A 23,399-nucleotide genomic window follows, 5' to 3' on the forward strand; every position below is an offset into this window, starting at 1 on the left:
GGGCTACGGTCCGTGCGGCCTGCCTTTAATTTATTCACCATTGTTGCTGAAACTGCCGGTGTTGGTGGCCTCAACATCGCTGAGACGTTCCCGGCAGGTCGGGGCAGCCCGCAGGGATGCGGGCTGAGGGCCGTGTTTTTACATTATTGTGCCTTTTGTAGCCCCGGTAAGCGCCGCGCGACCGGGGAGCGGCTTGGGTAATTACGCCAAAATGGCTTTGCAGATAGCGTCGCTGACCTGTTGCGTTGACGCGCTGCCTTTCATATCCGGGGTTTTCGGCCCGCTGGCAATCACCTGCTCAATCGCCGCCAGAATGCCGTTGTGCGCGGCGTGATAGCGCTCATCGCCGTTGCCGAGAAAATCGAGCATCATCGCCCCGGCCCATATGGTGGCGATCGGGTTGGCGATATTTTTACCATAGATATCCGGCGCCGACCCGTGAACCGGTTCGAACAGCGACGGGAAGGTGCGCTCCGGGTTGAGATTCGCCGATGGCGCAATACCGATGGTGCCGGTACAAGCCGGGCCGAGATCGGAGAGAATATCACCGAACAGATTGGAGCCGACGACCACGTCAAAACGCTCCGGCTGCAGCACGAAGCGGGCGCACAGGATATCGATATGCTGCTTGTCCCAGCGAATATCCGGATAGTTTTTGGCCATCTCTTCCACCCGCTCATCCCAGTAGGGCATGCTGATCGCCAGACCGTTGGATTTGGTTGCGGAGGTCAGCGTTTTGCGTGGGCGGCTTTGCGCCAGTTCGAAGGCGTAGCGCAGGATCCGGTCCACGCCGCGGCGGGTAAAGACCGACTCCTGAATCACCACTTCATGCTCGGTGCCTTCATTGGCGCGCCCGCCGAGGGCGGAATATTCGCCTTCGGTATTTTCGCGCACCACGTAAAAATCGATATCGCCGGCCTTTTTGCCCGCCAGCGGGCAGGGGACGCCGGGGAACAGACGCACCGGACGCAGGTTGACGTATTGGTCAAACTCACGGCGGAACTTCAGCAGCGACCCCCACAGCGAAATGTGGTCGGGAACGGTATCCGGCCAGCCGACGGCGCCGAAGTAGATGGCATCGAAGCCCTGCAGCTGCTCGCGCCAGTCGTCCGGCATCATCTTGCCGTGATGGGCATAATATTCGCAGCTTGCCCACTCCATCTGCTCGAAGCTCAATGACAGATCCCAACGCTGTGCGGCGGCTTGCAGCACGCGAATCCCTTCAGGCAGAACTTCTTTGCCAATTCCGTCACCCGGGATGGCGGCAATACGATAGTTTTTTTTCATTCCGGTTCTCACTTTTTAGCGATGATGTTTGACCACCTGCCTATCCTATAATTGACTGGTTCATAATTAATCACGCTAACTGGTGAAACATAAAACACAGATCATGAATAATCTGCCGCTGCTAAATGATTTACGCGTCTTTATGCTGGTCGCTCGCCGGGCCGGGTTCGCCGCCGCCGCCGAAGAGCTTGGCGTATCACCGGCGTTCGTCAGCAAGCGGGTTTCGCTGCTGGAGCAAACCCTGAATGTGGTGTTGTTGCACCGGACCACCCGCCGGGTCACCATTACCGAGGAGGGGGAGCGGATCTACGAATGGGCGCAGCGCATTTTGCAGGATGTCGATGAGATGATGGACGAGCTTTCCGACGTGCGCCAGGTGCCGCAGGGAACGCTGCGTATTATCAGTAGCTTCGGCTTTGGCCGCCGGGTGGTGGCCCCGGCGCTGTCGGCGCTGGCCCTTCAGTACCCGCAGCTGGAACTGCGTTTCGATGTCCAGGACCGGCTGGTGGATTTAGTCAATGAAGGGGTGGATCTCGATATTCGTGTGGGCGATGATATCGCGCCGAATCTGATTGCCCGCCAGCTGGCGGCCAACCACCGCGTGCTCTGCGCCTCGCCGCAATTCCTTGCCCGCCATCCACCGCCGAAACAGCTGAGCGATCTGGCCGCCTTACCCTGCCTGGTGATTAAAGAACGCGATCATCCGTTTGGCATCTGGCAGTTGCACAGCAAAGAGGGGCAGCATGCGATCAAGGTGACCGGGCCGCTGTCGTCCAACCATGGTGAAATTGTGCATCAGTGGTGTCTGGACGGGCAAGGAATTGCGTTACGTTCATGGTGGGACGTCCGGGAGAATATCGCCAGCGGCCATCTGGTGCATGTGCTGCCGGAATTCTTTCAGCCTGCCAACGTCTGGGCAGTCTATGTTTCCCGGCTGGCGACGTCGGCTAAAATTCGCACCACTGTGGAGTTTCTGCGCCACTACTTTCAGCAGCACTATCCGCAGCATGAGCCGACGGCCAGCGCCGTCGGCAGAGGCGATTAAACCCCCAGGCGGTCGCGCAGACTGTAGTAGGCGGCGCCCATGGCGGTGAAGGGAATGCGCAGGCTGCGGCCGCCCGGGAACGGGTAGTGCGGCAGTTTGGCAAAGGCGTCGAAACGCTCAGCGTCACCGCGCAGCAGTTCCGAAATCAACCGTCCGGCGAGGTGGGTACAGGTGACCCCATGCCCGCTGTAGCCCTGCATGTAGTAGATGTTGGTATCGAGGCGACCAAACTGCGGCATCCTTGAGAGGGTCAACAGGAAGTTGCCGGTCCAGCGGTAGTCGATTTTCACCCCTTTCAGCTGCGGGAAGGTTTTCAGCAGCTTCGGCATAATCAGCCGTTCCACATCGTCCGGGTCGCGGGCGCCGTAGACCACGCCGCCGCCATACAGCAGGCGGTTGTCGCCGGTGAGGCGGTAGTAATCCAACAGATAGTTACAGTCTTCCACACAGTAGTTTTTCGGGATCAGCGAGCGAGCGACCTCCTCCGACAGCGGAGCGGTGGTGACCACCTGGGTGCCGCAAGGCATGCTGCGCTTCGCCAGCTCCGGCTCCAGTTTGTCGCCGAGATAGGCGTTGCCGGCGACGATCACATAGCGGGCAGTGACCTGGCCGCGGGCGGTGCTGACCACTGCCGGAGTGGAGTGCTGAATGCGGGTGACCGGCGACTGCTCATAGACCCGGCCGCCGTTCAGGCGAATGGCGTCCGCTTCGCCGATGGCGAGGTTGAGCGGATGAATATGGCCGCCGCTGTGGTCGAGCAGGGCGCCGACGTAGCGGTCGCTGTCCACTTCGCGACGAATCGCCTCTCTGTCCAGCAGCTCCAGCTGCGTGTTGCCGTAGCGCTCCCAGTTGGCTTTCTGTTCTTCCAGCGTCTCCAGCTGTTTGTGATTCATCGCCACGAACAGGCCGCCCGGGCGATAATCGCACTGGATCTGGTAGCGCTGGATACGTTCGCGAATAATATCGCCGCCTTCGAACATCATGCTGCCGAGCATTTTAGCGGCATCCGGGCCGTAGTTTTTTTCAATCACGTCGATATCGCGGCTGTAGGAGTTAACCAGCTGACCGCCATTGCGGCCGCTGGCGCCGAAGCCGATGCGCGCCCCTTCCAGCACCACCACGTCGTAGCCCATTTCGGCCAGATGCAGGGCAGACGAGAGTCCGGTGTAGCCGCCGCCGACGACGCAGACGTCGCAGCTTATCGATTCGTCCAGCGTCGGAAAGGGTTCATATTTGTTGGCGCTGGCGGCGTAATAGCTGGTGGTATGTTCGGTCATGATTAAGACTCCAGGGCAATCCAGATGGTTTTCAGTTCGGTGAATTTTTCCAGCGCGTGCAGCGACTTATCGCGTCCGTTGCCGCTCTGTTTGTAACCGCCGAAGGGGACGGTCATATCACCATCGTTATAGTTGTTGACGAAGACCGAACCGGCCTTCAGGCGGCGGCTCATGCGGTGGGCGCGTGAGAGATCGCGGGTCCATACCGCAGCGCCGAGGCCGTAGTCGCTGTCGTTGGCAAGCCGCAGCGCCTCGTCTTCGCTTTTGAAGCGAGTCACCACCAGCACCGGGCCGAAGATCTCTTCCCGGCTGAGGGTGGAGGCCGGGTCGACGTCAACAAAAATGGTCGGGCCGACGGCGGCAGGCCACGGATTTTTCCGCCCGTCGAGGAACAGCGTGCTTTTGCTTTCGCCGCCGCGAATAAAACTGTGCACGCTGTCGGCATGGGTGTTGTCAATCAGCATGCCCATGGTGGTGTTTGGGTCGAGCGGGTTGCCCGGCTGCCAGTGTTGCGCTTCGGTTTTCAGTCGTGCCAGGAACTCGTCGGCGATGCTCTCCTCCAGCAGCAGGCGAGTGCCGGCGATGCACACCTGCCCCTGGTTGTAGAAGATGCCGCCGGCGGTGGCGCTGACCGCTTTTTGCAGATCAGGGCAGTCGGCGAAGACGATGTTGGCGCTCTTGCCGCCCGCTTCCAGCCACACGCGCTTCATATTGCTGTCGCCGGCGTCTTTCAGCAGCTGCTTGCCGGTGCGGGTGGAGCCGGTAAAGGTAAGGACCTCCACGTCTGGATGCAGGGCCAGCGCCTGTCCGGCTTCGTGACCAAAGCCGCTGACCACGTTCAGCACGCCGTCCGGCAGGCCCGCCTCTTTCGCCAGCCCGGCGAGGCGCAGCGCGGTGAGCGGCGATTTTTCCGAGGGCTTAAGGATCACGCTGTTGCCCGCCGCCAGCGCCGGGCCGAGCTTCCAGCAGGCCAGCAGCAGCGGGAAGTTCCACGGCACCACCGCGGCGATGACGCCAATCGGTTCGCGGACGATCATCGCCAGCTCGTTGCTGCCGGTAGGAGCCACTTCGCCATAGACTTTATCCAGCGCTTCGGCATACCAGCGGATGGCGCGGGCGGCGCCGGGAATATCGTCGCGCAGGCTGTGGCGAATCGGCTTACCGGTATCCAGCGTTTCCAGCAGCGCCAGCTCTTCGCAGTGGGCCTCTATCAGGTCGGCAAAGCGTGTGAGAACCGCTTTACGCTGCGTGGGAGCGGCCTGTGACCAGTCGCCGTTATCAAAGACCCGACGCGCGGCCTTCACCGCCAGCTCAACGTCGGCTTTTTTGCCGCGAGCGACATGGGCTAACGTGTGCTGCGCGGCAGGGTCAATGGTTTCAAAGGTGGTATTATCGACCGCGGCGCAATATTCGCCGTTAATAAATAATCGTGTTTCAATGGCCAGGCTTTTCGCTTTTTCCTGCCAGTAAGCCAGGTGCTGAAAATTCATCATGACTCCTTAAAAAACATTATCGGCAAATTAATCACATCGGCGTTTTCAGGCTGCACGGGGGCGCTGCGCCAGGCGCAGGGCATAGTGTATCCCCGGAGTTGAATACCGTTTTATCACCCTAAATTTCGACAGGTTGTCTGCATGCCGAATAATTCAGGGGTGAGTCGCCATTCACGGCGTTAATTATTTCAGGGCCAGCAGAAAATAAGATTCCCTTCCGGCACCAACGTTATGACTGCGAGTTTTTCGCGGCGACGAAAATAAAATTTCCGCCGCCGCAGGTCTGAAGAAAGCCTGAAGCTCGTTCAGGCTAAATATTCAGAATGTGGTGGGGGTGTGGGCACTGATGATGCGGCAGATGCCTGCCGAGGTGTTGCTGAAGCTGTGCGGGATGCCGGTATTAATGGCATAGCTCTGTCCAGCCACCAGGTGGTACGACTGACCGTTAATCGTCAGCACAATCTCACCCTCCAGTATGGTGCCTATCTCCTCACCCTGATGCTTAATCCTCTCCCCGGTCGTGGTTCCAGGCTGGTAAGTTTCAAAAATCATCGCCAGCGTACGGTTCGGATTTCCGTTATGAACCAGCTTCATGGAAACGCCCTGACTGCCCATTTCGATAAGGTCATCCTGATTAATGACCACCTGGGGTTCGTCCGGCTTTTCGGGTTCAGAAAAGAATTCCGAGAGCGACAGCCCATAGACTTTCAGCAGCTTTTGCAGCGTACTGATGGCAGGACTGACTTTGTCCTGCTCTATGGTGCTGATGGCACTATGTGTTAACCCAGACAGTTCGGCGGCACGACGCTGCGAAAGACCCAGCTGTTGGCGGATCTCTGACAGACGTTTCCCTGGCGCCAGTCCGTCATCGCTCATATTTGCATTTCCTTAACGGTAGTGGTCAGCGCCGCCGCTTTTCAGCATGATGGCCCTGACAGGCGGTGATAAAACCATCAAACAACATACGCGACAGGGCGTATTCGCTACTGTTCCATTCAGGATGCCACTGTACGCCCAGCGCGAAAGGGTGATCGTTCACGCTGACCGCTTCCACCAGTCCATCCGGCGCTCGCGCCTCCACGCGCAGCTGCGGACTGAGGGTTTTTGCCCCTTGCCCATGTAGCGAGTTTACCCAAAACGTGTTGCAGCCCGGTATCAATTGCGACAGCAATCCTCCTTCCTGAACCTCAACCTGATGGGACGGCGCATACTGCTGCTCGACGGGCAGTTCAGGATCTTCGCGATGCTCCAGCAGCTCAGGCTGCTCGAACAGACGACGATACAGAGTCCCACCGGTGGCGACAACCAGTTCCTGCAGTCCACGACAGATGGCGAAAATGGGGATGCGCCTTTCGAGTGCGGCGTTAATCAGCGCCATGCTCAGAAGATCACGCCCGGGGTCGGCGTCAGGCTCATCGCCGTTTTCACCATAAAGGTGCGGCTGCACGTTACTGGGGCTGCCTGGCAGGTATATCCCATCCAGTTTATCGACTAACGCGTTCAGCAGATCCGGCTCTGCCAGCGCATGTGGCAGGGCGATCGGCAGTCCGCCGGCGTTAACAATTGCATTCAGGTACTTTTCTTGCAAGGTTTGGGTCTGGTGACCCTTAAGCCTGTTTCTACACATCACGACGCCAATAACTGGCTTGTACATTATATTTTCCATGATCGCCCTCACAAAGTGGACTAAATTATGACCGCTATAGCGGGTTTAACGGCCATATCGTTCAATATTTTCTCAATCTAGCAGTGGAAATAGCCCTTTGCAAACTTAATTTAACATTTGACAAACAATTTATTTGCATACACAGTCGATGGGGTGGACATTATATTTAACGGTCTGAGTGCAGGACCGAAACCAAACCAACGGCGGTGAATCATGGAAACCAATATCGTAGAAGTTGAGAATTTTGTTCAGCAAACGGAAGAGAGACGGGTCAGCGCGTTCGCGAAAGAAGTGAAGCGCTACCTCGAAACCTACCCTGATACCCAATATGTTGATGTCCTCCTCACTGACCTGAACGGCTGCTTCCGCGGCAAGCGCATCCCGGTTGCCGGCCTGAGCAAGCTGGAGAAAGGCTGTTATTTCCCGGCTTCGGTGTTTGCGATGGATATTCTCGGCAACGTCGTGGAAGAGGCCGGTCTGGGCCAGGAGATGGGCGAGCCGGATCGCAGCTGCATTCCGGTGCCCGGCACCTTAACGCCTTCAGCGGCCGATCCGCAGTCGATAGCCCAGGTACAGTTGACCATGGTTGATGAAGATGGCGCTCCCTTTGACGTTGAGCCGCGGAACGTACTCAACCGCCTCTGGCAGCAGTTGCGCCAGCGCGGGCTGTTCCCCGTGGTAGCGGTAGAGCTGGAGTTCTATTTACTGGACCGCAAACGCGATGCCGAAGGCTACCTGCAGCCGCCGTGCGCGCCGGGCACCGACGATCGCAACACCCAAAGCCAGGTCTACTCGGTCGATAACCTGAACCACTTTGCCGACGTGCTCAACGACATCGACGAGCTGGCGAAACTGCAGCTGATCCCCGCCGACGGCGCGGTGGCCGAAGCCTCGCCGGGCCAGTTTGAAATCAACCTCCACCATACCGATAACGTGCTGGACGCCTGCGATGATGCGCTGGCGTTAAAACGTCTCGTGCGTTTAATGGCGGAGAAGCATAAGATGCACGCCACTTTTATGGCTAAGCCTTATGAAGAGCATGCGGGCAGCGGAATGCATATCCACATCAGCATGCTGAACAATAAAGGGGAAAACGTGCTGGTGGACGGCGACGGGGAAGACTCCGCGCTGCTTAAACGCGCGCTGGCCGGGATGATCGATCTGATGCCGGCCTCGATGGCGCTGCTGGCGCCGAACGTGAACTCGTATCGCCGCTTCCAGCCGGGGATGTATGTCCCGACGCAGGCTTCCTGGGGGCATAACAACCGTACCGTGGCGCTGCGGATCCCATGCGGCGAGCGGCAGAACCACCGCGTGGAGTATCGCGTGGCGGGGGCGGACGCCAACCCGTATCTGGTGATGGCGGCGATTTTCGCCGGCATTCTGCACGGGCTGGATAACCCTCAGCTGCCTTTGCAGGAAGAGGTGGAAGGTAACGGCCTGGAACAAGAGGGTCTGCCGTTCCCGATCCGCCAGAGCGATGCGCTGTGGGAGTTTATGCAGAACGATCACCTGCGTGAGCGTCTCGGCGAGCGTTTCTGCCACGTTTTCCATGCCTGCAAGCATGATGAATTACTGCAGTTTGAGCGTCTTATCACAGAAACTGAAATTGAGTGGATGTTGAAAAACGCCTGATGGGCGCCCCGCAAGGGGCGCATGAGTTGAGTCATGAGTAGCATCATACGGCCTGAGCGGAGCCTGGTCGTCCTTTTTGCTGGGAGCCCAGCCATTTCCCGGATGTCGCGTTAAGGAGCGCAGGCGGCAACGGGGCTTCAGTTAACGACACAGTGTGTGACGAGGAAATGAGATGATGCAGATGTTCAAATATCCGCAGGGAGAGGGAGGCCGCTCAGGCCGCATTGGATGCCAGCCAGCAACCGCTCACCGGTCCGTCTTACCCTTTTATTTATGCCTTATCCCCTTGCTAAGCAGGTTTGTCACGCGAACGTTGTGTCCGCAAACTGTTATCCGCAAGGGGGGAATGGGCGATGGCTATTAATCTTCCTGCGCATAACGCCGCTCAGGCGGGCAGACCGCGTCTGCGTAAATCCCTCAAACTCTGGCAAGTGGTGATGATGGGGCTGGCCTATCTGACGCCGATGACGGTGTTTGATACCTTCGGCATCGTCTCCGGTATCAGCAACGGCCACGTCCCGGCGTCTTATTTGCTGGCGCTGGCTGGCGTGCTGTTCACCGCCATCAGCTACGGCAAACTGGTGCGCCAGTTCCCGGAAGCCGGCTCCGCCTACACCTACGCGCAAAAATCCATCAGTCCGCACGTCGGCTTTATGGTCGGCTGGTCCTCGCTACTGGATTATCTGTTCCTGCCGATGATCAACGTCCTGTTGGCGAAGATCTATCTCTCGGCGCTGTTCCCTGAGGTGCCGCCATGGGTGTGGGTGGTGACCTTTGTCGCCATTCTGACCGCCGCAAACCTGAAAAGCGTTAATCTGGTGGCGAACTTCAACACCCTGTTCGTGCTGGTGCAGATCTCGATTATGGTGGTATTCGTCATTCTGGTGGTTCAGGGGCTGCACAAAGGCGAGGGGGTAGGGACCGTCTGGTCGCTGCAGCCGTTTATCAGTCAGAATGCGCATCTGATCCCGATTATTACCGGGGCGACCATCGTCTGCTTCTCGTTTCTTGGCTTCGACGCCGTGACCACGCTGTCGGAAGAGACGCCTGACGCCGCGCGGGTGATCCCGAAGGCTATTTTTCTCACCGCGATGTACGGCGGCATTATTTTCATCGTCGCGTCGTTCTTTATGCAGCTGTTTTTCCCGGATATTCATCGCTTTAAAGACCCGGACGCCGCGCTGCCGGAGATTGCGCTGTACGTGGGCGGCAAGCTGTTCCAGTCAATATTCCTCTGCACCACCTTTGTTAACACCCTGGCGTCCGGCCTGGCGTCCCATGCCAGCGTCTCCCGTCTGCTGTACGTGATGGGTCGCGATAACGTCTTCCCGGAGCGCATTTTCGGCTATGTGCATCCGAAATGGCGCACCCCGGCGTTGAACGTGATTATGGTGGGTATCGTCGCGCTGTCGGCGCTGTTCTTCGACCTGGTGACCGCCACCGCGTTAATTAACTTCGGCGCGCTGGTGGCCTTCACCTTCGTTAACCTGTCGGTGTTCAACCACTTCTGGCGTCGCAAGGGGTACAACAAAACCTGGAAGGATCGACTGCACTATCTGCTGCTGCCGATGGTCGGGGCGTTGACGGTAGGGGTGCTGTGGATCAACCTCGAGGCCACTTCCCTGACGCTCGGCCTGGTGTGGGCGGCGCTTGGTCTGCTGTATCTGGCTTATCTGACCCAACGTTTCCGTAAACCGCCGCCGCAGTTCGATGCCGCCAAGGCGGAGCAGGCCTGGGAGTCCTAGAACCTGACGCTGAAACCGAACGAAGGCAGGCCCGCAGGCCTGCCTTTGTTTTTGGTTCGGTAAGGGACAGTACAGGATGGTAAAGAAATCAGCAGAAAACGGCGGAGAACGGAAGGTATTATTTCTTCTTTTTATGGACAGGTAACTGACTGGCGCGCCGCTCTTTGAGGTACGACACCAGGCTGTAGATGGCGACGCCCAGCAGCGCCACCGCGACGATAAAGAGAATAAGACCCGACATAGACCAACCTAATATTCTGTTTAGAAAGGGAAAAAGATACAGGGCTCTGTGTGAAGATAACATCGGGATATGTCTGAAAGATGACGCCTCATCGCGAGAATATCTGCTGTCGGGGTTGTGATAAAATATTTCCCGCAGGAATGTGACAGCCTGGCTTTCAGCTGAAATGGCGTAACACTCCGTTAAGTGATTTTACAGAAGTGCGGCCAGCAACGGGTTACGCTGACCGCGAATAAGAATGATCTGAGAGTAAGACATGTATAAGACAACCCTCAGCCTGCTGGGCGTGGCGCTGGCGCTGACGGCCTTCGCCAGTCAGGCTGAAAATGAACGTCAGGCGAGCCGCGAGCGGATCGTGGAGCAGGTCCTGAAACCCTGTGAAGGCAAAAAAGCGGGCGATAAGGTAGTGATCACCGATCGCCGCGGCGGGGAGCACGAGGCGATCTGTACCCTGGCGGCGGTTCCGCTGCCGGAATAATGCCCGCCGCCGGGGCGAGTTAGCGATACCGCGGCGCCGGTTGCCCGGTTCGCGCGCTGGTAAACAGCGCCAGTCGCGTCTGCTCGAAAGCCTCCCACAGTCCCAGATCATGCACCGGCGGTAAGGTGACCTTTTCCCCCATTTCGAGTCCCCTGAGAGCGGCGTCAACCAGATCCTCGGTGGTCATTACCGTACCGGTGGGCAGGGCGTCGAGCGCCACGCCGGAGGTCGGCCACAGATCGGTGGCGGTCGCCGCCGGCAATACTGCCTGAATACGCACGCCGCTGTCGGCGAACTCATCCTGCAGGCCACGGGTAAAGCTCAACACCCAGGCTTTGCTGGCGCTGTAGACCGCGCTGCCCGGCAGCGTATGCAGCGCAAGAATAGAGGCAATATTGATCAGCGTTCCGCGGCCCCGGGGAGCGAAAGCGGCCAGTGCGGCATAGCTCAGGCGCAGAAGCGCGGTGGTGTTGAGCGTATGAATCGCCTGGTGCTCGCGCGACGTGCTGGCGAGAAAGCCCGCCATTTTTGCCGTTCCGGCGTTGTTGATGAACAGGTCAACGGCGGGATCCTGCTGCAGACGCTGCTCTACGGCTTCAATGCCTTGCTCCTCGCTCAGGTCGGCCTTGAGGATGCTGGCCCGGATGGCGTAGCGCGCCTGCAGTTGCCCGGCGAGCGCCTGCAGCCGATCTTCACGACGGGCGGCGAGGATCAGATCGTAGCCGCGGGCGGCAAGTCGTTCGGCATAGATCGCGCCGATACCTGAGGAAGCGCCGGTGATAAAAGCAGTGTGCGATGACTGGGACATGAGTATTGCCTCTTAAAAGGTTGCATTATTAAACCAAATTCAGCATGAGATATCTGGTTTAATAATGCAACCATTTTGCCGGGCTTTTTTTATTTCTGCCTGCCGCAGGGAGCGATTAGTCGTTCAGCGGGAGGGCGATGGTGATATCCGCTGGGGACAGCTCACGGCCATCGGCCGCGTGCAGCACCAGTTTACGCAGGGGCTGACGCTGCTGGCGGTCAATGAGCCGCGTCGCCGGTTCGTCCGGGTCGAACAGATAGTCGTCCGCCCACTGGGAGAGGGCGACCAGCACGGTCTGCAGGGCGCGGCCCTTATCCGTCAGGACATACTCCTGCCAGGCGCTGCCGTCGGAGGCCGGCTGCAAATGCAGGATGCCTTCATCCACCAGCATTTTCAGGCGTCCGGCGAGCATATTTTTGGCAATGCCGAGGTTTTTCTGGAATTCGCTAAAACGGCGTACCCCGCGGAGGGCATCACGGACGATAAGCAGCGACCACCAGTCGCCGATAACGTCGAGGGAGCGGGCGACAGGACAGCAGCTGTTTTCCAGACGGGTACGTTTCACGAAAGCCTCCAGGTTAGTTGTTTCATTATAAAACTATTTGGTCGGCAGAGGAAATTTTCGGCTCCGGTCTAAGTTTGCGAGCGAATGCCAGGAAAAATGGCCTAAATCCGTCACAATTAACCCGATGATAATAAATGACTAAGGATGAAGGGATGAAAATATGTCTACTCGCCGCCGCCGTAGCCGGCGCGGTCATGTTATCCGCTGGCGCCCAGGCGCAGGACACGGCCGCCCCAGAGGGGTATCAGCTGCAGCAGGTGCTGATCATGAGTCGTCACAACCTTCGCGCGCCGCTGGCCAATAACGGCAGCGTGCTGGAGCAGTCCACCGCCAAAGCCTGGCCGCAGTGGGATGTGCCGGGCGGCCAGCTGACCACCAAGGGAGGCGTGCTGGAGGTGTATATGGGCCACTATATGCGCGAATGGCTGGCGCAACAGAAGCTGGTGACCAGCGGGGAGTGCCCGCCGGAAAACGCCGTTTACGCCTACGCTAACAGCCTGCAGCGCACCGTCGCCACTGCGCAGTTCTTTATCACCGGCGCGTTCCCGGGCTGCGGCATTGCGGTGCATCATCAGCCGCAGATGGGCACCATGGACCCGACCTTCAACCCGGTTATCACCGACGACTCCCCGGCGTTTCGCGAGAAAGCGCTGCAGGCGATGGAAAAAGAGCGCCAGGGGATGCAGTTGACCGAGAGCTACAAGCTGCTGGAGACAATGATCGATTACCGCAACTCGCCCTCCTGCAAAGAGAAGCAGGTCTGTTCCCTGAGCGAGGGTAAAGATACCTTTAGCGCCGGTTATCAGCAGGAGCCGGGGGTATCCGGGCCGCTGAAGGTGGGCAACTCGCTGGTGGACGCCTTCACCCTGCAATACTATGAAGGCTTCCCGAAAGATCAGGTGGCGTGGGGGGAGATCACCAGCGATAAGCAGTGGCAGGTGCTGTCGAAGCTGAAAAACGGCTACCAGGATAGTCTGTTTACCTCGACGGCAGTGGCGCAAAATGTGGCCAAACCGCTGGTTAAATATATCGATAACGCGCTGGTGGGCGAGGGAGCCAGCAAGGCGAAAGTCACCCTGCTGGTGGGACACGACTCGAATATCGCCTCACTGCTGACGGCGCTGGACTTTAAGCCCTATCAACTTCCTGGCCAGTACGAGCGCACGCCTATCGGCGGCAAACTGCTGTTTCAGCGCTGGCACGACAGCGGCAGCAACCGCGATCTGATGAAGATTGAGTATGTCTATCAGAGCACTGAGCAGCTGCGTAATGCCGACCCGTTGACGTTGCAGACCCCGCCACAGCGGGTCACGCTGGCGCTTAACGGCTGCCCGGTCGATGACCAGGGATTCTGCCCGCTGGAGACCTTTAAAAAGGTGATCAACGAGGCGGCGAAATAATGAAAAAACCCGGAGCAATCCGGGTTTTTAGCAGGTTAGGGTGAGACTCAGCAGGGATAAACACCCTATACGTTTTTACGCTCAATCGTCTGTTCACCCCAGAACAGCGCATCTTTATCGGTTTTGGCAAAGGCCAGCGCCAGCACTTCGTCGCTGCCTTCCTCCCAAATTTGCTCAGCCAGTTTTTCATCGTAGTGGGCAACTTCGAAAATTGCCTCGGCGATCTCCGGCGAGGTGTTACGTAAACTTGCCCATTCGCCGACGCGATGTGCTTTTGCTTCTTGAGTTGGCATAGTGCTCCTCCTGCGGAAGATTAGCCGTGCAGTTTAACGGCCAGTTTGGCGACATGTTCACCCTGATAGCGGGCGATGGCTAACTCTTCCTCGCTTGGCTGACGCGAGCCGTCGCCGCCGGCAATAGTGGTGGCGCCATAAGGCGTCCCGCCGCGGACCTGGGAGATGTCGAACAGCTCCTGTGCGCCGTAGCCAATCGGGACGATGATCATCCCGTGGTGGGCCAGCGTCGTCCAGGTGGAGGTAATGGTTTGTTCCTGGCCGCCACCGGTGCCGGTTGAGCTGAATACGCTGGCGATCTTGCCGTACAGCGCGCCGGATGCCCACAGGCCGCCGGTCTGATCGAGGAAGGTGCGCATTTGTCCGGACATATTGCCGAAACGAGTCGGGGTACCAAAGATGATGGCGTCATACTCAGCCAGCTCCTGCGGCGTGGCGACAGGCGCGTTTTGCGTTTTCCCGCCTGCTTTGGCAAACGCTTCTGCCTGCATGGTTTCCGGCACGCGCTTCACAACCACCTCAACGCCGTCCACCCGGTTCGCCCCATCGGCGACGGCGTGAGCCATGGTTTCAATGTGTCCATACATGGAATAATAAAGCACCAGAATTTTAGCCATTTCCATCACTCCTCGGTTGCATTATAAGCCAGCCAAATAGCTGGTACCTTTAAAGATAAAGCCTCTGCCGAAGAGTGCAAATCCAACGGGCATTTATTTGATTTATAACAAAATGACAAAACATTATTTACTTTTCCTTGCGCAGCGCGGCCTGAGCGGCTGAGAAGCGGGAAGCGATGCCTACGCTATACCGGCCGGTGCGGCGAGGATGTAGCATCAGGATACATTTTTTGCTGACTATTTTTTCTTCGGCAGCAGAGCAGGTTAGCGCCATCAGGCGGCGCGAGGGGATTTTTTTCGCCAGGCTTTGTTTCTGAATGTGACATTTGCCATCGTCACCGGCAGTCATTCACTAACCTTATAGATACGCGGCAGAACAGCGGCGTCGCCGCTCCCGCGTAATGCACTATGATGTCTAACCTAATGGAGGTCAGTAATGGCAAACCATCGTGGCGGTTCTGGCAACTTTGCTGAAGACCGTGAAAGAGCATCAGAAGCAGGACGTAAAGGTGGCCAGCATAGCGGGGGGAATTTTAAAAATGACCCTCAGCGCGCCTCAGAGGCTGGCAAAAAAGGGGGTAAAAACAGTCATGGTAGTCGTGAGAGTTAACGCGCGACTGGCACTGTTCTCTTTGATGCGGTGTTAATCTCCCCGACCCAACCGCATCGCCCTCGCCGCCGGCATCTGCCGGCGGTTTTTTTTAGCTGTCGGAGGTTGCGCTCCCGCCGGGCCGATTGCACACTGGTCGCCCGTTTATCGTCATGGCTGTCTTATGTCTTCGTTAAAATTCTCCGTTAGCCGCCAGGAAGCGCTCCTTATCATGATCACCATGTTCTGGGGAGGGACGTTCCTTGCCGTACAGTATGCGGTCAGCCTCAGTGGGCCGCTGTTTTTTGTCGGCCTGCGTTTCGCGACCGCCGCGCTGGCGGTGGGCCTGCTCTCGCTCCGCACCCTGCGCGGCCTGACGTGGCTGGAGGTGAAGGCGGGGGTGGCGATTGGCGTGGCGATTGCGCTGGGGTATGGCCTGCAGACCTGGGGGCTGCAGTCGATCTCCAGCAGCAAGTCTGCCTTTATCACGGCGATGTATGTGCCGCTGGTGCCGCTGCTGCAGTGGCTGTGCCTGGGGCGTATGCCGGGGGTGATGTCCTGCGTGGGGATTGTGCTGGCCTTTATCGGTTTGATCCTGCTGGCCGGGCCGGAAAATAATCTGTTGGCGCTTGGCGTGGGGGAGATGATCACTCTGGCGAGTGCGCTGGCGATCGCCGCGGAGATTATCCTTATCAGCGCCTGGGCCGGAAAAGTGGATGTCCGACGGGTGACGGTGGTGCAGCTGGCGACCGCGTCGCTGGTGGCTTTCGCTGCCATGAAGCCGGCCGGTGAATCGGTGCCGCCGTTGACGCCGACGCTGCTCGGCGTGGCGTTGGGGCTGGGCATTTTCAGCGCGATCATTCAGGTGACAATGAACTGGGCGCAGCGCAGCGTCTCGCCGACGCGGGCCACGCTGATCTATACCGGCGAACCGGTATGGGCCGGTATTTTTGGCCGGCTGGCCGGCGAGCGTCTGCCGCTGCTGGCCCTCCTTGGCTGCTTCTTTATCCTCGCGGGAGTGCTGGTGAGCGAGCTGAAGTGGAAGCGCAAACCGCCGCCGCAGATGTCAACAAATGACGATGCGCAGCCGCTCCCGGACCTGGCCGATCGTCGCGAGCCGTAATTTTACGCTTCTGATCCTACAGCGGCGCTTAGCCTGGCTGGCCTACTCGTCCGGCTCTGATCGTCTCCAGGCCCGCGCAAGCGCAGCGCCGCCGGGCGATAGCATCAGGCACTGCGTCGCTTTTCTGCCGGGTGGCGGCTGCGCCTTACCCGGCCTACGTTCGTACGACCTGTCGTTAATTTATTCACCATTGTTGCTGAAACTGCCGGTGCTGACGGCCTCAACATCGCTGAGACGTTCCCGGCAGGCCGGATGGCGGTATAAATGCCTTATCCGGCCCACCCGCTCCCTGCGCCAACGCCGCGCTAATGTGGCCTAAACCGGCGTTACTCTGGCCTCCTTCGCCTCCCGCGTCCCGCGATGAAGCAGCGCGTGCAGCAGGATCGCCCCGAAGGTGGCGGTACCAATCCCGCCCAGCGTAAAGCCGCCCAGCGACAGCGCGAAATCGCCGGCGCCCAGCACCAGGGTCACAGACACCATGATCAGATTGCTGTTCTGGCTGAGGTCGACGCGGTTTTGCACCCAGATCCGCGCCCCGGCGACGGCGATCAGGCCAAAGACCACGATCGAGGCGCCGCCGATCACCGGCCCGGGAATGGTGTGGATTAATGCGCCGAATTTAGGCGAGAAGCCCAGCAGCATGGCAATCAGCGCCGCGGCGACAAACACCAGCGTCGAGTAGACCTTGGTCACCGCCATGACGCCGATGTTCTCCGCATAGGTCGTGACCCCGCTGCCGCCCACCGAGCCGGAGAGCATGGTCGCCAGACCGTCGCCGACGAAGGCGCGCCCCATGTACGGGTCCATATTGCGCCCGGTCATCCCGGCGACGGCTTTCAGGTGCCCGAGGTTCTCGGCCACCAGGATCACCGCGACCGGGGCAATCAACATCATCGCCTGGCCGTTAATGGATGGGGGGGTAAAGTGCGGCAGCCCGAACCACGCCGCCTGGGCGAGGGGGGAGAAGTCCAGCGGTTTGCCGAGGCCAAAGCCGTTAGCCAGCAGGGCGTACAGCGCGCAGGCGACGATCAGGCCGACCAGGATCAGCAGACGCTGCAGCATCCCGCGGGTAAATACCGCGACTATGCCGATACAGAGCACGGTCAACACCGCCATCCAGCTGTCGAAGGCGCTGGCGGACACGCTGCGCACAGCAATCGGCGCCAGGTTCAGGCCGATAGCCATCACCACCGCCCCGGTCACCACCGGCGGCATCAGGCGCTCGATCCAGCGGGTGCCGATCTTCATCACCACCAGACCGATCAGGGTGTAGACCAGCCCGCAGGCGATGATCCCGCCAAGGGCGACGCTTAGATGAGGGTTCAGCCCCTGGCCATTAAAGCCGGTAATGGCGATCACCACCCCGACAAAGGCGGCGCTCGAGCCGAGATAGCTCGGCACCCGTCCGCCGGTGACGACAAAGAACAGCAGGGTGCCGACTCCCGACATCAGTATCGACAGGTTAGGGTCGAGCCCCATCAGCAACGGCATCAGCACCGTCGCGCCGAACATCGCAACGGCGTGCTGCACGCCCATCACCAGCGTTTGCCCGGCCGATAAGCGTTCATCGGGCGCGACGACGCCGGATTCGGCGGCGGGGGAGGTCAGCTTCCAGCGAGGAAAATCGAAGAGTGCCATGATGATATCCCGGGTTAGAGGTTAACAAGCGGGTCGCATAAGCGTGTGATAGCCGCGGTCAAACCACATCAGACCCCGGGGTTCCGGGTGACGGGTAATGGCCACGACGTGACAAAACAGGATGTCGTGCGTGCCGACGCTGACGCGCTGGTCGATGCGGCAGTCAAAACTGACCAGCGCCGCCTCCAGCCGCGGGCAGCCGGTGGCACCGGTCTGCCAGTCGGCGGCAGAAAAGCGCTCGTCCATCGCCGTTTTTCCGCCAAACAGCGTCGACAGCGCCTCCTGTCCCGCCGCCAGGGTATTGACGCACAGCGTGTGATGTTCGCTGAACACCGGCCACACCGAGGCCGAGCGGTTCAGGCAGACCAGCAGGGTCGGCGGCGTGTCGGTAACGCTGCAGACCGCGCTGGCGGTAAATCCCGCCCGGCCCGCCGGGCCATCGGTGGTAATAATGTTAACCGCGGCGCCGACGTGGGCCATGGCGTCACGGAAACTCGCTTTGTCCGCTAACTCCATCGTAAACTCCTTATGCCAGCAGGCAGGCTTCATCAAAGGACAGACGCGGCAGGCGGCCGTACAGTTTGCCGGGGTCGCCATAGCCGATGTTCACCAGCAGGTTGCTTTTCCAGCCGTTGTCGGCGAAAAACGCCGCATCGACTTTTTCCCGGTCGAAGCCGGACATTGGCCCGGTGTCGAGACCCAGCGCCCGGCAGGCGAAAATCAGATATGCCGCCTGCAGGGAGCTGTTGCGAAACGCGGTCTCCTCCGCCAGCTGCGGGCTGGAGGTGAACCAGCTGCGGGCGTCACCGTGGGGAAAGAGGGTCGGTAGCCGGTCGTAAAAGGCGCTGTCCCACGCCACGATGGCGGTCACCGGCGCCTGCATGGTTTTTTGCAGATTGCCGCTGGAGAGCGTCGGGCGAAGTTTCTCTTTGCCTTCCGCGCTGCGCACAAACACGATGCGCGCCGGCGAACAGTTGGCGGAAGTCGGCCCCATTTTCATCAGGTCCCAGACTGCCTGCAGCTGCGCATCGCTCACTGGCTTATCCAGCCAGCCGTTGTGGGTTCGGGCCTGGGTAAACAGCGTCTCGCAGGCCGTCTGGTTTATCGCGTCGTTCATCGGGTCTCCGTGGCGACCGGCAGCATAGCGGCCAGCCCGTCGCGTAAAATGGTATTAAAGGTATCGGCGTCGGTGACGTTACAGGCATGGCCGCCCCATGGCATTTCCACGTGCTGGCTGCCGGAGATAGCCGTCTGCAGCACGCGGGAGCAGGAGGCCGGGACCAGCAGATCGTCAGCGGCGCTGATAATCAGCGTCGGGCAGGCGATGGCCGCCGCGCGACGCGAAAAATCAGCCTGCTTCAGGGCCTGCAGCCGCTTCAGCAGGTTCTCCTTGCCCTGAAAATGGCTGATGGCAAGCGCATCTTCCGCTTCGAGGCGCGGCAGGCGCGCGGCCATCCATTCCGCCGGGTAGAGAAACAGCGGCTGTGCTTCGACCCACGCCTGCGCGCCGCCGGCATGCAGCAGACGCTCGCGCACCAGGAAGCAGCGGCGGGTGTGCGGCGACAGCGACAGCCAGCCGTTGACCAGCACCAGGGCGCTCACCGCCTCGGGGCGATCGAGCGCCAGCTGCAGGCCAATTAGCGCCCCCAGCGCGTGGCCCACCAGCGCGAATCGGGCGATCCCCGCCGCCTGCAGAGCGCTGAACAGCTCTCCGGCCATCGTCGCCATGCTGTAGTCGGCGGGCAGCGGACCGGCGTTCTCCCCGGTCCCGTTATGGTCATAACTCACCAGCTGATACTGTTCCTCCAGCGCCGCGCGCTGCGCCAGCCAGTAGCCGCCGCCGCCGCCCAGACCGGCGCTGAGGACCACCACCGGCGCGCCGGGCCATGGGGCTGGAGCAATATTGAGCCTCATCATGTCGGGGTGCCGATATGGGCGACGCTGGCGATTTCCACCAGCGCATCGGGTTTCACCAGACCGCACTGAATGCAAAAGCGCGCGGGTTTATCGCCGGGGAAAAACTCGGCGTAAACCTCGTTAATCGCGGCGTAATTTGTCCAGTCGGTGATAAAGATGCTGTTGAAAGTCACATCCGCCATACTCCCGCCCGCCGTTTCGATAACGCTCTTGATGGTCTCCAGCACGTGGCGGGTTTGCGCCTTTGGGTCGCCGATGTGCACCACATTATTTTGCTTATCAAACGGCAGAGTGCCGGAGACGTAGACCACGCCATCGGCGAGCGTCCCCGGAACAAAGGGGGCAATCGGCGTGGTGGTGCCTGGCGGAATGATCACCTGTTTAGGCATAACGTTTCTCCTTGGCTAAAGACAGCGGGGTGGCAGGGGATAGCGCGCGGCAGAAGCTCTCGACGTCGCTGACCCAGCCGAAAAAGGTTTCAATATTGAACAGCGCCGCCTGCTGGGCGAAGGCCGGGCCGGCCTGATGGGTGGCATCCTCCAGCACTACGCCGAAGTATTCGAGGAAGAAGCCATCGCGCAGCGTCGATTCGACGCAGACGTTGGTGGCGATCCCGGTGAACACCAGGTGGCGTATACCGCGGCTGCGTAAAATGCTGTCGAGCGGGGTGTTAAAGAAGCCGCTGTAGCGCGGTTTCGGCAACACGATGTCGCCTTCCTGCGGCGTCAGTTCGTCCACCAGCTGATAGTCCCAGCCGCCTTTCGCCAACAGCTTGCCCTGCAGCTCCGGGCGCTGACGCATCGTTTTCAGTGCATTGGACTTGTGGTAGTTCGGCGAGCCCGGGCCGCCGGCTTCAACATACTGGTCATCCCAGCCATTCTGGAACCAGATAATCAGCATACCCGCGGCGCGAGCGGCGGCGACGGCGGTATTAATATTGTCGATAACCGGTCGGGTAGCGGAGACGTCAAAGCCGGCGAGATCCAGATAACCGCCCTGGCTGGCGTAGGCGTTCTGCATATCGACAACAATCAGCGCGCTCTGCTGCGGCGCGAAGGTCAGGGATTCCGGGCGAGCGGGAAGGGTAATCATCAGGCCACCTCACGGGTAACAGGAGCAATGTGGTCCCGGCAGCGCATCAGCGGCTGAATGCGTTCGCCAAAGGCGTCAATGCCGGCAAGAAAATCATCAAAGGTCAGCAGCACGCCGTCGGTGCCGGGCACGCTCGCTACTTCATCAAGCATACGGGCGACGCTGGCATACGATCCGACAAGGGTGCCCATGTTGATATTGACCGCCGAGGTTGGGTCGGCCATCTGGCGCACGTTGGTATCGCTGCCGGAGCGGGTGTCTTTCTGACTCTGCTCGGTGAGCCACGCCAGCGCTTCTTCATCGGCGCCCGCTTTGTAGTGCTCCCATTTGGCGCGCGCCGCTTCGTCGGTTTCGTCGGCGATCACCATGAACAGCACATAGGAGCCTACGTCACGGCCGGTTTTTTCCGCCGCCTGCATCATGCGCGCTGCGGTCGGCGCGAAGGCCGTCGGCGTGTTGACCCCTTTGCCAAAGCAGAAGTTGTAGTCCGCGTGCTGGGCGGAGAAGGCCATACCGGCGTCGCTCTGCCCGGCGCAGATCACCTTCATCGGCTGCGAAGGGCGCGGGCTGACCCGGCAGTCGTTCATGGTGAAGTAATCGCCTTTGAAATCGCTGCGCCCGGTGCCCCACAGGTCGCGTAGCACCTGAACGTATTCGGTGAGATAGTCATAGCGGCTGGCGAAATAGTCATCCCCCGGCCACATGCCCATCTGGTCATATTCCGGTTTTTGCCAGCCGGTCACCAGATTGACGCCAAACCGGCCGCCGGAGATGGAATCGATAGTGGAGGCCATCCGGGCGACAATCGCCGGCGGCAGCGTCAGGGTGGCGGCGGTGGCGTAGATCTGGATCTTCGAGGTCACCGCGGCCAGGCCGGCCATCAGGGTGAAGGACTCCAGGTTGTGATCCCAAAATTCTGTTTTCCCGCCGAAGCCGCGCAGCTTGATCATGGAGAGCGCGAAGTCGAAATGGTAGTGCTCGGCTTTCTGCACGATAGCCTTATTCAGTTCGAAGGTCGGCATATACTGCGGGGCATGGGTGGAGATCAGCCAGCCGTTGTTGCCAATGGGAACGAAAACACCAATTTTCATACCTACCTCTCTACAGTCATGGAAGATGGGTTGCGGTGGTGCGGCATCCTGCCTCTCCCTGGACCACCTCGCAGAACAGGTAAAGCAAACGCGATGCCAGTTTTATAAATGCTAATGTTATTAATGTGTTGCTATTGGGTTGCTAAAAAGGAAGATAAAAAAGTGGACTGGATGGTCAAAATCAGTGCACGAAAAAACGGCAGTCATGCGCAATCAGGGTGCATGGGGTCGTGTCGGCGCAGGGCTTTTGCTATGCTGGTGGCGTCAACTGAAGGAGAGGATGTATGGCACAGGGCGCGGTGAAGAAAAACGGCAAACGTTCACAAGCGGTCAGCGCCAAAAAGGAGGCCATCCTGGCCGCCGCGCTGGAGGCATTTTCGCAATTTGGTATTCACGGTACGCGGCTGGAGCAGGTAGCTGAGCGCGCCGGGGTGTCGAAAACCAATCTGCTTTATTACTACCCTTCGAAAGAGGCGCTGTACGTGGCCGTTCTGCAGCAGATCCTCGCCATCTGGCTGGCGCCGCTGAAGGCCTTTCGCGAGGATATCAGCCCGCTGGTGGCGATCCGCGAGTATATTCGCCTGAAGCTGGAGGTGTCCCGCGATCACCCCCAGGCCTCGAAGCTCTTCTGTCTCGAGATGCTGCAGGGCGCGCCGCTGCTGATGGGTGAGCTGACCGGGGATCTGAAAGCGCTGGTCGATGAGAAATCGGCGATTGTCTCCGGCTGGATCGACCGCGGCAAGCTGGCGCCGGTCGATCCGCAGCATTTAATCTTTATGATCTGGGCCACTACCCAGCATTACGCCGACTTCGCCACCCAGGTAGAGGCGGTCACCGGCGCCACGCTGCAGGACGCGGCCTTTTTTGAGCAAACGGTCGATAATGTCCAGCGGATGATTATCGAAGGCATTCGCGTCCGTTAGTTAATTGGCCGGCGGCAGCGGGCAGCTTTGATCGCCGTCCTCGCACTGCAGCAGCGAGGCGAGGAAAGATTCCCGCTCCACGCTCTTATCGGTCATGCACTGGCTCAGCAGCATCGGCTGCATGCTGCCGCCTTCGGCGCCGGACGCGAGGAAGGCGCAGTCGGCGTCGCGCAGAGCAATCCATGCCTGCTGCGCCTGTTTCAGTAATGTCTGCTGTTTACCCGCCGCCCGCTGCAGAGCCTGCTGCCAGGTGTCGTTCAGTTTTTTGTCGGCCGCCTGAAACTGCGCGGCCGCGCACTGATTCATTTCGGTTTGGGTGTTGGCGTTGCTGCACTCGTCCGCCAGCGCCACGCCGCTGGCCAGCAGGGCCGCCACGGCAAATAACATGCGTTTCATTGTTCTGCTCCCATAAAAAAGGCTCCCGTCAGGGAGCCCTAATTAAGCACAGCTGACGTCGGCTGTCATTAGCTGATCGC

Annotated in this window: 27 protein-coding genes; 8 read left to right on the forward strand and 19 right to left on the reverse strand. The window is 59.6% G+C overall.

What is annotated here, in order from left to right; genetic code table 11:
• Positions 1-201 precede the first annotated feature (201 nt).
• A complete protein-coding gene (locus GQR96_RS08765; protein WP_017899481.1) occupies positions 202-1,287 on the reverse strand; it encodes a tartrate dehydrogenase in 1,086 nt (361 codons plus the stop codon).
• A gap of 82 nt (positions 1,288-1,369) precedes the next feature.
• Between GQR96_RS08765 and GQR96_RS08770 the strand changes: the two genes are divergently transcribed.
• Positions 1,370-2,332 carry a LysR substrate-binding domain-containing protein gene (locus GQR96_RS08770; protein ID WP_008805923.1) on the forward strand — a complete coding sequence of 321 codons (963 nt, stop codon included), beginning with the start codon at positions 1,370-1,372 and terminating at the stop codon, positions 2,330-2,332.
• Here the strand turns inward: GQR96_RS08770 and GQR96_RS08775 are convergent.
• From GQR96_RS08775 to puuD, 4 genes are all read right to left on the reverse strand, one after another.
• Complete coding sequence (locus tag GQR96_RS08775) at positions 2,329-3,609, reverse strand: NAD(P)/FAD-dependent oxidoreductase (RefSeq protein WP_004201473.1); 1,281 nt, start codon at positions 3,607-3,609, stop codon at positions 2,329-2,331. The two genes, GQR96_RS08770 and GQR96_RS08775, sit on opposite strands and share 4 nt — an antisense overlap.
• A 2-nt stretch (positions 3,610-3,611) precedes the next feature.
• Positions 3,612-5,099 (reverse strand): aldehyde dehydrogenase PuuC, encoded by a 1,488-nt coding sequence (gene puuC, locus GQR96_RS08780; protein ID WP_017899483.1) that lies wholly within the window; start codon positions 5,097-5,099, stop codon positions 3,612-3,614.
• A gap of 321 nt (positions 5,100-5,420) precedes the next feature.
• Positions 5,421-5,978: an HTH-type transcriptional regulator PuuR gene (puuR, locus tag GQR96_RS08785; protein ID WP_002898590.1), complete on the reverse strand. Its 558-nt coding sequence runs from the start codon at positions 5,976-5,978 to the stop codon at positions 5,421-5,423.
• A 25-nt stretch (positions 5,979-6,003) separates the two neighbouring features.
• On the reverse strand, positions 6,004-6,756 hold the full coding sequence (gene puuD / locus GQR96_RS08790) for a gamma-glutamyl-gamma-aminobutyrate hydrolase (RefSeq protein WP_025999163.1): 753 nt from the start codon (positions 6,754-6,756) through the stop codon (positions 6,004-6,006).
• A gap of 225 nt (positions 6,757-6,981) precedes the next feature.
• Here puuD and GQR96_RS08795 point away from each other — a divergent pair, with 225 nt between their 5' ends.
• Together GQR96_RS08795 and GQR96_RS08800 are read left to right on the forward strand one after the other, a co-directional pair.
• The gene (locus tag GQR96_RS08795; RefSeq protein WP_002898595.1) at positions 6,982-8,403 is read left to right on the forward strand and encodes a glutamine synthetase family protein; all 1,422 of its coding nucleotides are present in this window, start codon (positions 6,982-6,984) and stop codon (positions 8,401-8,403) included.
• Between the two features lie 353 nt (positions 8,404-8,756).
• Positions 8,757-10,148 carry an APC family permease gene (locus GQR96_RS08800; RefSeq protein ID WP_004201476.1) on the forward strand — a complete coding sequence of 464 codons (1,392 nt, stop codon included), beginning with the start codon at positions 8,757-8,759 and terminating at the stop codon, positions 10,146-10,148.
• A gap of 118 nt (positions 10,149-10,266) precedes the next feature.
• Here GQR96_RS08800 and GQR96_RS08805 read toward each other — a convergent pair whose 3' ends face one another.
• Positions 10,267-10,389, reverse strand: coding sequence for a small membrane protein (locus GQR96_RS08805; RefSeq protein ID WP_002898600.1), 123 nt, complete (start codon positions 10,387-10,389; stop codon positions 10,267-10,269).
• A gap of 256 nt (positions 10,390-10,645) precedes the next feature.
• Here GQR96_RS08805 and GQR96_RS08810 point away from each other — a divergent pair, with 256 nt between their 5' ends.
• Positions 10,646-10,867, forward strand: a complete 222-nt coding sequence (locus GQR96_RS08810; RefSeq protein ID WP_004201478.1) for a hypothetical protein — start codon at positions 10,646-10,648, stop codon at positions 10,865-10,867.
• Between the two features lie 19 nt (positions 10,868-10,886).
• Here GQR96_RS08810 and GQR96_RS08815 read toward each other — a convergent pair whose 3' ends face one another.
• Together GQR96_RS08815 and GQR96_RS08820 are read right to left on the reverse strand one after the other, a co-directional pair.
• Entirely contained in the window at positions 10,887-11,675 is a 789-nt protein-coding gene (locus GQR96_RS08815) for an SDR family NAD(P)-dependent oxidoreductase (RefSeq protein WP_004201480.1), read from the reverse strand.
• 115 nt (positions 11,676-11,790) lie between these two features.
• Positions 11,791-12,240, reverse strand: a complete 450-nt coding sequence (locus GQR96_RS08820; RefSeq protein WP_049003764.1) for a winged helix-turn-helix transcriptional regulator — start codon at positions 12,238-12,240, stop codon at positions 11,791-11,793.
• A 152-nt stretch (positions 12,241-12,392) separates the two neighbouring features.
• On the opposite strand from GQR96_RS08820, the gene agp reads away from it, so the two are divergent.
• Positions 12,393-13,640 carry a bifunctional glucose-1-phosphatase/inositol phosphatase gene (gene agp, locus GQR96_RS08825; protein WP_017899485.1) on the forward strand — a complete coding sequence of 416 codons (1,248 nt, stop codon included), beginning with the start codon at positions 12,393-12,395 and terminating at the stop codon, positions 13,638-13,640.
• A gap of 65 nt (positions 13,641-13,705) precedes the next feature.
• On the opposite strand, the gene GQR96_RS08830 is transcribed toward agp, so the two are convergent.
• The 3 genes from GQR96_RS08830 to GQR96_RS08840 all read right to left on the reverse strand — a co-directional run bounded on the left by GQR96_RS08830 (position 13,706) and on the right by GQR96_RS08840 (position 14,899).
• Positions 13,706-13,933 (reverse strand): YccJ family protein, encoded by a 228-nt coding sequence (locus GQR96_RS08830; protein WP_008805934.1) that lies wholly within the window; start codon positions 13,931-13,933, stop codon positions 13,706-13,708.
• A 20-nt stretch (positions 13,934-13,953) separates the two neighbouring features.
• Positions 13,954-14,550 carry an NAD(P)H:quinone oxidoreductase gene (gene wrbA / locus GQR96_RS08835; protein WP_002898704.1) on the reverse strand — a complete coding sequence of 199 codons (597 nt, stop codon included), beginning with the start codon at positions 14,548-14,550 and terminating at the stop codon, positions 13,954-13,956.
• Positions 14,551-14,677: 127 nt separating this feature from the next.
• Complete coding sequence (locus tag GQR96_RS08840; protein ID WP_060656416.1) at positions 14,678-14,899, reverse strand: hypothetical protein; 222 nt, start codon at positions 14,897-14,899, stop codon at positions 14,678-14,680.
• A gap of 87 nt (positions 14,900-14,986) precedes the next feature.
• On the opposite strand from GQR96_RS08840, the gene GQR96_RS08845 reads away from it, so the two are divergent.
• Together GQR96_RS08845 and GQR96_RS08850 are read left to right on the forward strand one after the other, a co-directional pair.
• Complete coding sequence (locus GQR96_RS08845) at positions 14,987-15,160, forward strand: con-10 family general stress protein (RefSeq protein ID WP_002898708.1); 174 nt, start codon at positions 14,987-14,989, stop codon at positions 15,158-15,160.
• Positions 15,161-15,323: 163 nt separating this feature from the next.
• Positions 15,324-16,262, forward strand: coding sequence for a DMT family transporter (locus GQR96_RS08850; protein ID WP_017899487.1), 939 nt, complete (start codon positions 15,324-15,326; stop codon positions 16,260-16,262).
• Between the two features lie 315 nt (positions 16,263-16,577).
• Here GQR96_RS08850 and rutG read toward each other — a convergent pair whose 3' ends face one another.
• From rutG to rutA, 7 genes are read right to left on the reverse strand one after another with little or no spacing between them, the layout of a single operon-like run.
• On the reverse strand, positions 16,578-17,900 hold the full coding sequence (gene rutG, locus GQR96_RS08855) for a pyrimidine utilization transport protein G (RefSeq protein ID WP_065904880.1): 1,323 nt from the start codon (positions 17,898-17,900) through the stop codon (positions 16,578-16,580).
• 21 nt (positions 17,901-17,921) lie between these two features.
• Positions 17,922-18,416: an NADH-dependent FMN reductase RutF gene (gene rutF, locus GQR96_RS08860; RefSeq protein ID WP_065904879.1), complete on the reverse strand. Its 495-nt coding sequence runs from the start codon at positions 18,414-18,416 to the stop codon at positions 17,922-17,924.
• 10 nt (positions 18,417-18,426) lie between these two features.
• Positions 18,427-19,017 carry a malonic semialdehyde reductase gene (locus GQR96_RS08865; RefSeq protein ID WP_017901103.1) on the reverse strand — a complete coding sequence of 197 codons (591 nt, stop codon included), beginning with the start codon at positions 19,015-19,017 and terminating at the stop codon, positions 18,427-18,429.
• Entirely contained in the window at positions 19,014-19,817 is an 804-nt protein-coding gene (gene rutD / locus GQR96_RS08870) for a pyrimidine utilization protein D (protein WP_049093322.1), read from the reverse strand. Before rutD ends, GQR96_RS08865 begins: the two co-directional genes overlap by 4 nt.
• The gene (gene rutC, locus GQR96_RS08875) at positions 19,814-20,206 is read right to left on the reverse strand and encodes a pyrimidine utilization protein C (protein WP_004204505.1); all 393 of its coding nucleotides are present in this window, start codon (positions 20,204-20,206) and stop codon (positions 19,814-19,816) included. The genes rutD and rutC overlap by 4 nt, the downstream gene beginning before the upstream one ends.
• Complete coding sequence (gene rutB / locus GQR96_RS08880; protein ID WP_004204506.1) at positions 20,199-20,909, reverse strand: pyrimidine utilization protein B; 711 nt, start codon at positions 20,907-20,909, stop codon at positions 20,199-20,201. The genes rutC and rutB overlap by 8 nt, the downstream gene beginning before the upstream one ends.
• Complete coding sequence (gene rutA, locus GQR96_RS08885; RefSeq protein WP_004204507.1) at positions 20,909-22,000, reverse strand: pyrimidine utilization protein A; 1,092 nt, start codon at positions 21,998-22,000, stop codon at positions 20,909-20,911. The genes rutB and rutA overlap by 1 nt, the downstream gene beginning before the upstream one ends.
• Before the next feature lie 284 nt (positions 22,001-22,284).
• Here rutA and rutR point away from each other — a divergent pair, with 284 nt between their 5' ends.
• Positions 22,285-22,923 (forward strand): HTH-type transcriptional regulator RutR, encoded by a 639-nt coding sequence (gene rutR / locus GQR96_RS08890; RefSeq protein WP_004204508.1) that lies wholly within the window; start codon positions 22,285-22,287, stop codon positions 22,921-22,923.
• Here the strand turns inward: rutR and GQR96_RS08895 are convergent, their stop codons facing one another.
• A complete protein-coding gene (locus tag GQR96_RS08895) occupies positions 22,924-23,319 on the reverse strand; it encodes a lysozyme inhibitor LprI family protein (protein WP_004204510.1) in 396 nt (131 codons plus the stop codon).
• Positions 23,320-23,399: the final 80 nt, after the last annotated feature.

It is taken from the genome of Klebsiella sp. PCX (assembly GCF_021869705.1).
Lineage (GTDB): Bacteria > Pseudomonadota > Gammaproteobacteria > Enterobacterales > Enterobacteriaceae > Klebsiella > Klebsiella quasipneumoniae.